Annotated in this window: 12 protein-coding genes and 1 pseudogene; 5 read left to right on the top strand and 8 right to left on the bottom strand. The window is 45.7% G+C overall.

Annotation, left to right across the window (positions count from 1 at the left end; genetic code table 11):
* A pseudogene (locus RLO19_RS07950) lies at positions 1–270 on the bottom strand (RNA-guided endonuclease InsQ/TnpB family protein); the annotation flags it as partial.
* Between the two features lie 60 nt (positions 271–330).
* Between RLO19_RS07950 and RLO19_RS07945 the strand changes: the two are divergent.
* Positions 331–462, top strand: coding sequence for a ribbon-helix-helix protein, CopG family (locus RLO19_RS07945; protein WP_446337852.1), 132 nt, complete (start codon positions 331–333; stop codon positions 460–462).
* Positions 463–731: 269 nt separating this feature from the next.
* Here the strand turns inward: RLO19_RS07945 and RLO19_RS07940 are convergent, their stop codons facing one another.
* From RLO19_RS07940 to RLO19_RS07930, 3 genes are all read right to left on the bottom strand, one after another.
* A complete protein-coding gene (locus RLO19_RS07940) occupies positions 732–1,043 on the bottom strand; it encodes a hypothetical protein (RefSeq protein WP_446337851.1) in 312 nt (103 codons plus the stop codon).
* A gap of 230 nt (positions 1,044–1,273) precedes the next feature.
* A complete protein-coding gene (locus RLO19_RS07935; RefSeq protein ID WP_446355346.1) occupies positions 1,274–1,783 on the bottom strand; it encodes a diguanylate cyclase in 510 nt (169 codons plus the stop codon).
* Between the two features lie 255 nt (positions 1,784–2,038).
* On the bottom strand, positions 2,039–5,653 hold the full coding sequence (locus tag RLO19_RS07930) for a WD40 domain-containing protein (protein ID WP_446355345.1): 3,615 nt from the start codon (positions 5,651–5,653) through the stop codon (positions 2,039–2,041).
* A gap of 306 nt (positions 5,654–5,959) precedes the next feature.
* Between RLO19_RS07930 and thrC the strand changes: the two genes are divergently transcribed.
* Together thrC and RLO19_RS07920 are read left to right on the top strand one after the other, a co-directional pair.
* Positions 5,960–7,264: a threonine synthase gene (thrC, locus tag RLO19_RS07925; RefSeq protein WP_446355343.1), complete on the top strand. Its 1,305-nt coding sequence runs from the start codon at positions 5,960–5,962 to the stop codon at positions 7,262–7,264.
* 214 nt (positions 7,265–7,478) lie between these two features.
* The gene (locus RLO19_RS07920) at positions 7,479–7,754 is read left to right on the top strand and encodes a MoaD/ThiS family protein (protein ID WP_446337847.1); all 276 of its coding nucleotides are present in this window, start codon (positions 7,479–7,481) and stop codon (positions 7,752–7,754) included.
* 47 nt (positions 7,755–7,801) lie between these two features.
* On the opposite strand, the gene rbsK is transcribed toward RLO19_RS07920, so the two are convergent.
* The 4 genes from rbsK to bioB all read right to left on the bottom strand — a co-directional run bounded on the left by rbsK (position 7,802) and on the right by bioB (position 10,857).
* Positions 7,802–8,725, bottom strand: coding sequence for a ribokinase (gene rbsK / locus RLO19_RS07915; protein WP_446355341.1), 924 nt, complete (start codon positions 8,723–8,725; stop codon positions 7,802–7,804).
* A gap of 32 nt (positions 8,726–8,757) precedes the next feature.
* A complete protein-coding gene (locus tag RLO19_RS07910) occupies positions 8,758–9,039 on the bottom strand; it encodes a hypothetical protein (protein WP_446355339.1) in 282 nt (93 codons plus the stop codon).
* A gap of 88 nt (positions 9,040–9,127) precedes the next feature.
* Complete coding sequence (locus RLO19_RS07905; RefSeq protein ID WP_446355337.1) at positions 9,128–9,712, bottom strand: biotin transporter BioY; 585 nt, start codon at positions 9,710–9,712, stop codon at positions 9,128–9,130.
* Positions 9,713–9,741: 29 nt separating this feature from the next.
* The gene (bioB, locus tag RLO19_RS07900; RefSeq protein ID WP_446355335.1) at positions 9,742–10,857 is read right to left on the bottom strand and encodes a biotin synthase BioB; all 1,116 of its coding nucleotides are present in this window, start codon (positions 10,855–10,857) and stop codon (positions 9,742–9,744) included.
* A 347-nt stretch (positions 10,858–11,204) separates the two neighbouring features.
* Here bioB and RLO19_RS07895 point away from each other — a divergent pair, with 347 nt between their 5' ends.
* Entirely contained in the window at positions 11,205–12,542 is a 1,338-nt protein-coding gene (locus RLO19_RS07895) for an RNA-guided endonuclease InsQ/TnpB family protein (protein ID WP_446355333.1), read from the top strand.
* 101 nt (positions 12,543–12,643) lie between these two features.
* Positions 12,644–13,783, top strand: a complete 1,140-nt coding sequence (gene pstS / locus RLO19_RS07890) for a phosphate ABC transporter substrate-binding protein PstS (protein ID WP_446355331.1) — start codon at positions 12,644–12,646, stop codon at positions 13,781–13,783.
* The last annotated feature ends 348 nt before the right edge of the window (positions 13,784–14,131 follow it).

The following is a 14,131-nucleotide window of genomic DNA, read 5'->3' as shown; positions in this document are numbered from 1 at the left end:
CCACCGATTAAATGCGTAATCAACACGCTTTAACGTAGCCTGCAAGGTCATACAATTACACTCTTTGTACTCTACCCAAACTTCCTTGAAGGCAGGTAAAGAGTTTTGTTGCTCGAAGTAGTCAACCCGATGGTTAAACTTCTGGTACTGGGTGAACCGATTGCAAACAGCAGCGTTATACAGATCCTTGTGCAACTTACGGTGATACCGCAATGTCTGCTCTTGCTTTCTATTGGGGTATAGCCGAAAAGTTGCACGTCGGACTGGCATTGGCTGAAATCTTAGTTATCCTATATGTGTGTACTCACAGGATAACACTGAATCCGGAAAATGGCTAGAACGAATAAGGTAATTGTCAGACTGACCGACAAAGAGAAAGAGAAAATCAAGAAAGAATCTGATAGGCTAGGTGTCTCAATGTCAGAAATTGTCCAAGACTGGATTAAGCAACTACCAGACTAAGTATATTGGGAATCTCCGTACCTCCGATTAAGAGCTATTCCTCCCCACCCTGCTAGCGCTGAGGGTGGGGACTCTCGCGAACCTGTTGACCGATTACTAAAATTCCCCACCAAAAGGCAGGGAACTTTTTAGATTTCCGCGCCTGCCGTACTTGTGCGGCAGGCGCGGAAATAACTGATCTGTAAATCTCCTCCGCCCCTCTGCTCCCCCAGCTCCCCCAGCTCCCCCAGCCCCCCCTGCTCCCTCTGCTCCCTCTGCTCCTCCTCAGACTAGCTAGTTGCCTGAGCCGGTTGGGATGCACCGCGACTGCTCCGATTGGCAGCCGTTGTTTCCTGCTCCTCCATCGCTAATATTTCAATATGATTCAGCAATGTGGTCACAAAGGCAAAGAGTAAAAAGGGCAAAGACAAGACCAAGACTAATCCCACCGTTGCCAATGCATAAATTTGGCGCTCGGCACTCCACAGCGCCAGTGCAGAGGCAAGACTTATGAAAATGACGATTAACCACACAATGATTTGTCCATAGATATCGCCAAAACTCAGGGTGCAGATCAAGCGATATTTGTTAAATTGTTCCATTATCAACCTCGACACATTTCTTTAAGTTCCAAGGATAAGACCGTATTTGAGGTTTGGCGCATTTCTCAACATATTTTTAAATTGGTCGCAACATCTGTTTACAATTGGGGATGGGGAATTGGGCGAAGCATTCGCGTTGGGACGTTGATAGAAAACCGAGACATCTGGACGCGAATGCTTCTCCCCTACGAATGCATGACCCTTGGTTGCACTCAAGGAACAAGTCAGATTTATACTGAATTCAGGGTAACGCGATCGCGTCCTTGCTGTTTCGATAGATACAGGGCTTGATTTGCCGCCATAATCAAGGTATCGATGTCAGTATGGGGGTCAACCAGACTTGCCACACCTAAACTAACCGTTACCACAGAAGCAGGCAACTTTAACGTCTCAGGCGGTTTAAATTCAATCGCCAGAGATTTAACCTTGTCTCGCATCCTTTCTGCTACTTGAAACGCTCCCGTGGCATTCGTATGAGGTAAAAGGATCGCAAATTCTTCTCCCCCATAACGCGCCACGACATCCGTTGTCCGCTTGACACAGCTACGCAGGCAATAAGCAATGCGCCGTAAACACTCATCTCCTGCTGCTATGCCATAGACTTTGTTGTAGAGTTTGAAACAATCAATATCGCACAAGATTAAGGATAGAGGAGACTGTTCTACATTTAAATGATGCCACTCTTGTTCGAGTTTTTGGTCAAAATAACGGCGAGTCGCAAGCTGAGTCAGAGTATCCATACTATCAAAGGAATAGAATTATAGGTTTGGTGTTCTGTCTGATCACACGGTATTCTTAAAAATATAGATAGCTAGTCTATATAAAAACATAACAAATAATCATTAAATTACAACATTAATTTATTAAAAAAAAGGTAACCTATTGACAAATTTTATCGTTTATGAATTCTAATTTTGTACAGACATTGCACCGAAATCCAGGCGTTCCACCAGAACATCTCTACTCAGTCCTCAAGAATTAAAACACCTGCTAGGTTAAGGCTTACCTCTATTATCACAAATTTTTGTATACTGTTCCTTCACTTGAGAATTTGTCCGCAGATAGTCCTGCACCCAATGGCAACCAAACGCCCAGAGCTGATCGAGATCAATGATTTGGTCTAAATCCCACAGAATTACAGTTTTGTCCACACTAGCAGAGGCAAGGGTGCGACCATCAGGACTAAAGGTAACATCATAGACGCGATCGCGATGGGCTTCTAAGGTGACTAGAAGTGTACCGTCATTGCGCCACAGCTTCACCGTCTTATCCAAACTCGCAGACGCCAGAAGTTGCCCATCGGGACTAAATACAATATCGTTGACGCGATCGCGATGCCCGTTTAGAGTGGCTAGTAATGTACCATCCCTTGTCCAAAGTTTAATCATATTATCCCAACTCGCAGACGCAAGGCGTTGACTATCGGGACTAAAGGCTAAAGCACGAATACTATCACCATGTCCGGTTAAGGTGTTCAGCAAACTGCCATCCCGTTTCCAAATTTTAATCGTTTTATCTTCACTTCCAGAAGCAATTAACTCACCATCTGGGCTAAATACCACCTCATAAACTGCCTCGTTATGTCCAGTTAAGGTTTTAAGGAATTTACCATCCCGCGTCCAGAGTTTGACGGTTTGATCGCTACTCGCAGAGGCAAGCAACTGACCCTCTGGGCTAAATGCTACACCGTAAACGGTGCTACTATGTCCCCGTAACGTTTTCAATAAAGTCCCATCACCCTGCCAAAATTTAATAGTTTTATCTACACTCGCTGAGGCAATCATTAGCTCATTGGTTGGCAGTGATTCAATAATTTCGCTATTGCCTGGATTAATTTCTTTCTTCGTCACAATACCATTTTTCGAGGAACTATTAGCATTCACTGGGGGAGCAACAGCAACATCGAACACGGCTTCATCATGCCCTTCAAAAGACGCCAACAACTCACCATCACGTCGCCAGAGTTTTATCGCACCATCCCAACTCCCAGAAACCAGAGTTTGACTATTCGGACTAAAATCAACACCCCAAATAGCATCCTGATGTCCTTGGAGAAAAGTTAACAAAGTTTTTTCCAGCGTCCAAAGTTTAATTGTGCCATCCAAACTCGCAGAAGCCAACATTTGACCATCGGGGCTAAACGCTACCGCCCAGAGTCCATTTTGATGCCCGTTCAAAACAGTGAGTTCGGTTCCATTGGTTTGCCAAAGTCTAACGGTTTGATCCCAACTCGCAGAAGCAAGGGTTTGACCATCCGGGCTAAACGCCAAACCAAAAACTCCATCAGTATGTCCTTCTAAGGTTCTTAATAACATCCCATCAGCCTGCCAGAGTTTGACTGTTCCATCTATATAACTTGAAGCCACAAGTTTATCATTGGGACTAAATTTTACATAATTTACCAAACTCTCATGACCTTTGAGGGTTTTTAGCAACATACCCTTATATGTCCAAATTTTCACTGTTTTATCCCAACTGGCAGAGGCAAAGTATTGACCATCTGGACTAAAGGCTACATGGCGAACTTCTGCGTTATGTTCTTTGATAATCCTAGGAATAAAGCATTCTTGGGGATTGTTGATTGTTGATTGAGAACTAATGCAAGTCCGATCAATTCTCCAAAGTCTTATCGTTTGATCATCACTACCAGAGACTAACATCTGACCATTAGGACTAAAAGTGACAGTATTCACCTGATTTTTATGTCCATTCAGTGTGGCAACTAACGTACCATTGCGCCGCCACAGTTTTACTGTTTTATCCTTACTTGCCGAAGCAATAAATTTACTATCTGGGCTAAATGTTACACTTTTTACTGTATCGCTGTGTGCTTGAATTGTGGTTAATAACGTTCCATCAGGTTGCCAAAGCTTAATCGTTTTATCTTCACCCGCTGAGGCAATCATTGAACCATCGGGACTAAATTCTACGTCATGTACTTGCTGGCGATGACCAGAGAGGCGGTTATATTCTTTGACACCATACACTGCCTTTCGTAGCACTTTTTCAACTGATTTTTTTGTCTGGGTGTCTACTTGACCTAAGGCTTGTAATTTCTGTTTTGCTCGTAGGGCAGCGATTAAAGCATCTAATCGTTGATCGAGGGCAAATAGTGCTTCTGAAGACGTAGTAATTGCCTCAATTTCACTAATCGCTAACCTGCGGTTTTGCACCAGAATTGCCCCGGCTAATCCACTGACGAGAATCAACATTATCCCAAAGGTTACCAACAGTAATCGCTGCTTTTTGCCAATCTCACGTTCAGCAGCTAGTCGTGCTTCAACTTCCTTGATGCGCTCGGCTTCTATCTGCTGTTGAACCTCATTGCGATCGCAGGTTTCGCTGGCGGCTAAGAATTGATAATCTAAGTCACTCAAACTTTTGCCCTGAGACCAACTTTGGGCATCTTTTAAAGCCTGTCCGCGCAAGAGTCGTGATGAATCCTGAAATTGTGATCCTACCCAAGCTGCTAAGGTTTGAGAGTAAGGGCGCAGATTGGTTAATTGTTTCTCAACCCAGTCGGGGTTAAAAACGGCTAGATAGACGCGATTTTTTAGTTTTAAAATACCCTGTTCTTTGACAACCAAACCCGATAGTAATAATTCTGTTTGCTCGCGACTATCATCCGTTTCGATATCAATACCCTGTAAAATTTGTTGATAAATTCCCAGTAATCTGCCCGCTCGTGCTTCGTTTCTCAAGAGGCGATCGCGGACGGTACGTAGGTGTTCTGGCTCATCCTGGGATTCCCAATGGTGAATGATGCGATCGCGCACTATGGATTCTACCCAAAACGCTTCGGTTCCTGGTGGAATTTTCAGCGGCTCACTGACTGTCTGTTGCCCTACTTCCAGCACCATTTGACAAAGCTTTTGGGTCAAAAAAGGTTGCCCTTCTGTCCAAGCTAATATTTCTTTGAGGATGGCTTGAGGGTTAGCGAATTGTTGGCTGAATCCTTGGGCTAAGGGTTGAGATTCTTCCAGTTTAAAGCCTTGCAGTTCGATGGCTTTGCCGATATTAAATGGAGTGCGTTTTTTGTCAGCAATTAAATCGCTGGGTGTTGCCACACCGAATAGGGCAAAAGTGAGGCGATTGTAGTCTGGTTCTAAAGTACGTTGGTTATAGCAATATCGAATTAAGGCAAAAAAGTCATCAATGGGGAAATCTAAACTTAAAATACTATCAATTTCATCGATAAAAATAATCAGATTTTGGCTAGGGAAATGACTTAAAACTATTTCACAGATAAACTTATTGAATCGCTGGGGTAGAGAAATATCCTCTTGCTGTTGCCACCAAGTTTTTATATTAACCGTTTTAAATAGTTTTAATTTTCGACTTAAATCTAGAATCAGTCCCTTATACCACTGAGTCGGCGTAATCGTTTCCGAGCCAATCATGGTCATATCAATGGTGGCACAAATAAACCCCTCTTGTTGCAGGCGATGGCAGGTTTTTACCAATAGGGAAGATTTGCCCATTTGCCGACAGTTAAGAACATAGCAAAACTCACCCTGTTTAAGTAATTGATACAGTTGCTGATCGGCTTTTCGTTGAACATAGATGGGAGCATCTTTGTGCAGACTCCCACCCACTTGATAAGGATTCATCGTTGTTGAAGATATCTGGAAAGATGAGACAAGAGATAGGATGGGGGACGGGTAATGGGACTTTAGGCTTGGCTATTGATGATAGCGTTTGTGTAAATCCCGCCCTGATTGCCCTAATGTTACTTGCACTCAGGGTAACACCGTCAGCATCTTTCCTGTCTGCATGGATAAAGCCCCTGGTTTCCCTAGCTACGAACTACGTGATCACTAAAATTTAAACCCGACAAAAAAAGTCGGGTATATTTGACGGTAGTTTTGAGCTGTGATACTATCAGCAAAACGTTGACGAATAGAGAGAGACCACCCATGACCCAGGCAACCATCCCCCATACATCCAGCACCGCTGCCACATTCAAAAACCTCACCTGTAAAGAGTGTGGCGCCGAATACGAACCTCAAGCCATCCACGTTTGCGAGTTCTGCTTCGGTCCTTTGGAAGTCACCTATGACTACGACGCCCTGCGCCGCCACGTTAGCCGTGAGACAATTCAGTCAGGACCGAATTCAATTTGGCGCTATCGTTCCTTCTTACCCGTAGCTACAGACAATCTTATTGATGTAGGCACAGGGATGACACCTTTAGTCAAATCCCATCGCTTAGCACGACGCCTGGGTCTAAAAAATCTTTATATTAAAAATGATGCGGTAAACATGCCCACCTTGAGTTTCAAGGATAGGGTGGTTTCCGTCGCACTGACTAGAGCTAGAGAATTAGGATTTTCTACAGTATCTTGTGCGAGTACCGGCAACTTAGCCAATTCTACCGCTGCGATCGCGGCACACGCCGGACTCGATTGTTGTGTATTTATTCCGGCTGACTTAGAAGCGGGTAAAGTCTTAGGCACATTAATCTACAACCCCACAGTAATGGCAGTTCAAGGCAACTATGATCAGGTCAACCGCCTCTGTTGTGAGGTTGCCAATACCCAGGGTTGGGGATTTGTCAATATTAATTTGCGTCCTTACTATTCTGAAGGCTCAAAAACCCTAGGCTTTGAAGTCGCCGAACAACTGGGTTGGCAGCTACCGGATCATATTGTGGCGCCCCTAGCTTCCGGTTCTCTGTTCACGAAAATTCATAAAGGCTTCCAAGAATTCATTAAAACGGGTTTAGTAGCCGATAAAGCCGTTCGCTTCAGTGGCGCACAAGCCGAAGGCTGTTCTCCCATTGCCCAAGCCTTCCGGGAAGGACGGGATTTCGTGACTCCAGTAAAACCCAGTACAATAGCTAAATCGATCGCGATTGGAAATCCAGCGGATGGAATCTATGCCCTAGAGCTCGCCCAGAAAACCAACGGCACCATTGAATCCGTCACCGACGCCGAAATTGTTGAAGGGATGAAACTGCTAGCTGAAACCGAAGGAATCTTTACCGAAACCGCTGGTGGTACAACAATAGCCGTCCTCAAGAAATTGGTGGAAGCTGGAAAAATTGACCCCGATGAAACCACCGTTGCCTATATCACCGGGAATGGACTAAAAACCCAAGAAGCGGTACAAGGATATATTGGTGAACCCCTCACCATTGAACCGAAATTAGATAGTTTTGAGCGAGCCTTAGAACGGGCGCGTACCCTTGACCGTTTGGAATGGCAACAAGTCCTGGTTTAATCATGTTCCAGACGTAGCCTGCTACGTCTGGAACATACCATGGCATTTCTGTAGGGGCTCTTTTCACTATTATCATTTCTGTTGCACCCAGATGTGACTAAACCCGCCCCGACCAAGTTTTGACTAAAGGAAACCTGGTTTTGAGAGGTATTATGCTATATCTCTACTTAGACAGGTTTCAAACATCTATCCATTAATTGTTGATTCCTAATCTATGGCTGTAAAAGTTCTAATTCCTACCACTCTCCAGAAATTCACCAACGATAAAGCAATGATTGAATGCAGCGCTGGCAATGTTGCTGAACTTTTGGACTCTCTCGAAATTAGTTGTCCTGGAATTAAAGGACGTTTGTGTGATGATCAAGGAAAGCCTCGTCGCTTTTTAAACTTCTACGTCAATAGCGAAGATATTCGCTTTCTCGATGGCACAAATACCCAACTCAGCGATGGCGATGAAGTCAGCATTGTACCTGCTGTGGCTGGCGGTTAATCTGAACGAGAAAAAACGCTACGAATTTGGTGTAGAGACGTAGCATGCTACGTCTCTACATGGGTAAGGAACCGTTCCAATGCTTCGCGATTCGGCAGCGAAGGCTGCGCCCCGGCTTGGGTAACTGAAATTGCCCCCGCTGCTGCGCCCCAGATAACTGCCTGTTGTATCGATAATCCCTCTGCCAACGCAACCGCTAATGCGCCATTAAACCCATCACCCGCCGCCGTGGTATCCACAACCTGAACCGGAAATGCTGGCACAAAAAAGCTTTCTGATGAGGTGCTACAGTAAACGCCTTGGTTCCCCAGTGTCAGAATCACAGTCTTAACGCCCCGTTGTTGTAGGATAGGCGCGGCTTGTTTGGCTGTTTCCAAACTATCCACAGCAAAACCCACAAGCTGGCTGGCTTCTATCTGATTCGGAGTCATAATATCAACCAGGGTATACAATTCGGGTGGAATATCCTGGGCAGGTGCTGGATCAAGAATAACCGGAACGCCTGCGGCATGGGCAACCCTAGCCGCTTCAACTACGGCGAATAAGGGAATTTCTAACTGCATCAGTAAGGCGGCGGCTTCTCTTAAGAGGGGTTTGAGACGTTCCACATCGCTTTGATTTAGCTGTCCATTTGCACCCGATGTAATCACAATCTGATTTTCACCCGCTTCATCAACCAAAATGACAGCCACACCGGAACTCGCTGAAGTATCCCGCAAAATTTTGTCAGTCTGCACCCCTGCGGCTTGTAGACTGACAAGCAATTGATGGGCAAAGGCATCATCTCCCAAGCGCCCAACCAAGTGAGTCAGCATTCCCAGTCGCGCGGCGGCGACAGCTTGATTTGCCCCTTTCCCCCCAGGGGCGGTAAAAAATTCAGATCCTTGTAGTGTTTCACCGGCGACAGGTAAGCGGGGAGTTTTGGTAACTAAATCAATATTGATGCTACCGAAAACTAGGATAGATTTCATCGGAAAAATAGTTTTAATAAACCGAGCAACACTCAGAAGTTGTTGAAAAACCTGGAAGCGATTACACCAATCAGCACGAGTAAACCTAGCCCCCGACGAAAGTAGTTCACCCCCTCGAATAACTCCTGCCACGCCCAAGTAAACAAACAGCCAAAAGCTATTGCATCTACACCTATATGGATATTGCCGCTTTTCACCATTAAGCTGAGTACAGCCGCTGTAATCCCAAATAAAAGCGGCAGATTTGGCGGTTGAGCAATGACAATATTGCCCTGGCTGTCTCGGAATGTTTTATCGAATAAGCTATTTTCCATAATTTTCAGTGTACTTACTTCTGGGATGCTCACGTCTCATTCATTAGTGGTAAATTCAGGAAGCCTTGAGCATAAAATCATGAAATGATTAATAAAACAATAAATGCCGCAGGGTATACGCCACAACTGTAACCGCGCAAACAATCACTAAATGTCCTGGTAAAGGGTAAAGCGAGTATTTCAACATCGCATCCATAAGCGACAAACCATCCATACTTGTCATATTAAAAATAAGATGAAAAATGGTTAAATAGCCTAGACCATAAATATGAATCGTAAATAAGCCGCCAAGGCAGCTAAACCCTAGAGATTCTAATCGCAAAGGTAAACGAAATGCCAAAAAACCACAAACCCAAGCCCCGGCAATAAATCCTAATAAATACCCAAAACTGGGTTCTCTTAAATAGCCGATACCCCCACCCTGGTCAAAGACTGGTAAAATTAAGCCTAAGACCACATAAGCGATTTGAGACAGGACACCTGCATTTTTTCCGCCTAAACAACCAACCAATAGAACCGCCCCAATCTGACAGGTAACGCCTAAGGAAACAGGCTGAATTCCTTGGTTTGACCAATCCCAGGGCGGATTTGTCACGAAGGCTTCTAAAAATGTGCCACCGATAGTCAGTAATAAGCCAATGAAAGCCCAAACGAGTTCATGGGGAGCAGACACTTTTACGCGAATCGTTCTTAACTCCCCCTCTATACCTGCTGGGATTGATGCTCTCCGGGAATCGGTGCTTCACCTCCCGTTAATCCTAATGACTCTAACATGGCATGATCCTGTTCTGGCGGCTGTCCGAGAGTAGTTAGATAATGACCAATTAACATAGCATTAATCCCAGCTTTTAATCCCCAGGCTTGGAGTTCGCCCATCACCGCTTCTCTTCCGCCAGCATAGCGAATGATTTGTTCGGGTAAAATCAGCCGGAAAATCGCGATCGCTTTTAGGGCTTCGTATGGATCAAGTTTATTCTGTTCTGCCAAAGGAGTTCCTTGACGGGGATTCAGCAAGTTCAGGGGTACAGATTCCACCTCTAATTCCCGCAAGGCTAGGGCTAAATCCACCCGATCTGCCCAGGTTTCCCCCATCCCCAAAATACCACCCGTACAAGCTTGAATTCCTGCTGCTTTTAGGTGTTTAATCGTCTCTACGCGATCGCGCCAACGATGAGTTGTGACAATTTCCGGGAAAAAGTTCTCCGATGCCTCTAAGTTATGGTTATATCGGGTTACTCCTGCTGCTTTGAGTGCCTGTGCCTGTTCTGGTGTCACTTCGCCTAAAGCACAACAGGGCTTAATACTGGTTTCGCTAATAATACGCTGGACGGTTTGGAGAATTTGCTCAAATTCTGTGGATTTGGGGGACTGATATTTAGGTCCACGCCCTTGACTCACCAGACAAAAACGCTTTGCCCCTGCTGCATCTGCTGCTTTCGCTTGTGCCAGTATTTCCTCTGGGGATTTGAGTCCGTAAATGGGAGAATCTTTTCCGGGATGATGGGCAGACTGGGCGCAAAAGCCGCAGTTTTCTGAGCAGCTACCGGATTTAATGTTAACAATACTGCATAAATCCACGGTGTTGCCACAGCAAGCTTGGCGCACTTGATCAGCCGCTTCACACAGGAGCAGAATATTGTCTTGTCCCTCTATCTGCGTCAGTTTCAGCGCTTCCTCTCGATTGATGCGATCGCCTGCTATGATCCGTTGGGCGACAGAGGCGAGCCAATCTCGCACTGAGGTTGGCGCTGAGACTGGGGAATTCGCCCCATCCGGATGGAGTGAATTGTCAGACTGTCGTAATGGCGTTTGAACCACGCTGCTTAAACCCTCGCTTTTCACGTCGGCGGTTTGGTCGTGATGTCACAACCGATAGAACCGCAACTTCACACTATACCGTATATCCGACATGCTGCACCAATTCTGTCTTACCGGATAATTAATACTAGGGGTTGGGAACCCGAATTAATAACAGGGGTTTGGTTCCCAAACCCCTACAGAAATTCAACAGTTTCGCGAGAGTCCCCACCCTCGAAGCGAGTGCGCGTTCAGCAAACGATGCTTAGGGTGGGGAGGGATAGAGGGATGCCGGAGGGGCGAAGGCATCCAAATACTGGTCGCTAGTTCACGAGAGTGTTAATATAGAACAAGTTCGTGAAAGTGTTATGCAACAAGTCCTAACTGCCAAATTAAAACTAGAAGTCACCCAAGAGCAAAAAGAACAACTCCGGGTGACTTCTTTGGCATATAGGGATGCACTGAATTATACGTCCGGTGTTGCCTTTGAGATGGGTAAAACATACAACGGCACGAAAATTCAGAAACAAGTGTATTACATACTTCGCGAAAAGTTTAATCTTCCATCTCAGATGGCTTGTAACGTTCCCCGACAGGTTGGGGTAACATACAAATCTTTGCGAACAAAGTTGAAGCAAAACGAGGAGGCAATTAAAGCAGGTCGCACTCCTAAGCGGTACAAAGGATTAGATGTACCGCCTAAATTTGTTTCCAGAACCTGCACCTTAAACTACCAGAAAGATTATTCATTCGCCAAAGATGGTCAGGTTGGTATTACCACTACTACTGGTCGCATCAAAGTGAGCTACAAAGGCTACTCCAAGCATCTAGAAATGATTCAGTCTGGAGTAGCAAAGATTGGAGCTGGAAAGATTTGGTACTCTAAACCGACTAAGACCTACTACCTGCTAGTTAGTATGGAATTAGAAGTACCAGACCTGACCCCCAATGACATTAATAGAGTCGTTGGAGTGGATGTAGGGCAACGGTATATTGCTGTTGCAGCAGATACTCGCAACAAGACTCAGTTTTTCAGTGGCTCTCATGTGAGACATACGGCTTCTCGTTATGTAAAAGCGAGAAAGTCCTTACAGCGTAGAGGCACCCGTAGTGCAACTCGTAGATTGGTTGCATTGTCTGGACGGGAGAGACGGTTCATCGCTGACACGAATCACTGTATTGCCAACCAAGTGGTAACACCTGAAACCTTGATTGGATTGGAGAATTTAACCCACATCCGAGAGCGGACAAGACAGAAGAAAAAAGGCAAAAAAGCATCCAAGAAACAACGCAGGGCTAATAGCAATAGAGCTAAATGGTCATTTGCCGAACTACAAGGCTTCATTGACTACAAAGCTGTTCTCAAAGGGAGTCTTGCCGTTAAAGTGGATGCTCATTACACTTCTCAGGCTTGTCCGCACTGCGGTCACACATCTAAAGAAAATAGACCCAATAAAGGTCTAACTTTTGTGTGTCAGCAATGTGGTTATACTCTCCATGCCGATTTAGTGGGTGCTAGAAATGTTGCACTTAGAGTGTTGCTCTCTCGCCAAGAGTGGGAGAGTACGGGGCGTATTTCAGCCGTCCCTGATGTATCTGGTGATGAAACCAAAACTGATTACCGCTTAAGGTATTCAGGGCTGAGGTGGAGCCAAGATGCAATCCCCAACTTCAACGAAGTGACACCTCAAGGCGGAACGGAGTAAGTTGGGGTAGTTGAATTGAAACCCGTTAACCTTCTCTTTACGAATGAGGGGTATCCTACAAGAGACTTACCGTAGTGTAATTGTCTTTGAGGCTTAGTTAAATGGTGTTCCGTCTCGCTTTGATTAATCCAGCTCGTTTAGTCCGCTCCGTTTCTGTACTCGCTCTAGCCGTCAGCCTAGCGGCGTGCGGAAATCAAAGCACTGAAACGGGTGGAGAGACCGATCAAACAGGTGTCGCAGGTGAGGGAAGCGACAAACTCGCCCTGGCTGAACCTGTAGCGCTCACTGGTGCTGGTGCATCGTTCCCCGCCCCGATATATCAGCGTTGGTTCCAAGAACTCAGTAGTCAATATCCCAAACTGCGGGTCAACTATCAATCCGTCGGTAGTGGCGCTGGTGTGGAACAGTTTCTCCAAGGTACGGTAGACTTCGGCGCTAGCGATGTGGCAATGAAGGACGAAGAAATCGAGCAAGTTGATAGAGGCGTTCTCATGCTGCCGATGACGGCTGGTAGTATCGTACTGGCATACAATCTTGATGGGGTAGAAAACCTGCAACTGCCACGGGATGTCTATGTGGATATACTCCTCGGTAACATTACCAACTGGAATGATCCAGCAATTGCGGCGGCAAACGAGGGTGTAGAGTTGCCCGATGAAAAGATTACCGTGATTCACCGTTCCGACGGCAGTGGAACCACAGGCGTCTTTACCAAACACCTGAGTACGATTAGCCCAGAGTGGCAAGAGCAAGTTGGGGAAGGCAAAACCGTCGAGTGGCCCACAGGGGTTGGGGCAAAGGGAAATGAAGGGGTTACGGCTCAGATTCAACAAACAGACGGTGCAATTGGCTATGTAGAATACGGCTACGCCAAGCAGAATAACCTCAACTATGCTGCCTTAGAAAACCAATCGGGGAATTTTGTCAAGCCTACTGATGAATCGGCGTCAAAAACCTTAGAAGCTGTGACTTTGCCAGAAAACCTGCGGGCATTTATTTCCGATCCCGAAGGCGAAGACTCCTATCCCATTGTTAGCTATACTTGGCTTTTGGCTTACAAGGACTATCCTGAGCCAGAGACGGCGAAATCTTTAGAAGCAACAATTGAGTATATGTTAAATGAAGGTCAAGAAATTGCCCCAGAGTTAGGGTATGTGAAGCTACCGCAAAATGTGAGGGAAAAAGTAGCAGAGGCGGCTGATGTGATTAGCCCAGATTATGATATTGACGTTAGCCAATAGGATTAGGCGACCTGAGGGAGATGAGGGAGTTGTGAGTTTATTCACAATTATTCCACTCGTCGGGGCGGGTTTAGTGCTATCGCAAGTAAACAAGAAAAGATAACAGTCAAACCTGCCCCTACATAAAACTCTACCTTCCTCAGATGCTAGGTTTAACCTGTTCGCTGGTATTCTGGAAATTCTGATAACTTGGTTCACTTTGATCAATTGTAAGCAACCCCGGTCTAAAGACACGGAGCTTTAGCCAAATAAGTTAAAGCTGTGCTTACCAGCCTAAGTGCTAAGCGCACTACGTTATCGGCAAGTGTTAAAGACCTACCAGCGGATGCGATAGCCAGTTTGCTGCTC

Source organism: Coleofasciculus sp. G2-EDA-02 (assembly GCF_040226375.1).
Classification (GTDB): domain Bacteria; phylum Cyanobacteriota; class Cyanobacteriia; order Cyanobacteriales; family Coleofasciculaceae; genus Coleofasciculus.
The sequence above is the reverse complement of the archived record's forward strand: the minus strand, read 5'-3'. Positions and strand labels throughout refer to the sequence as shown.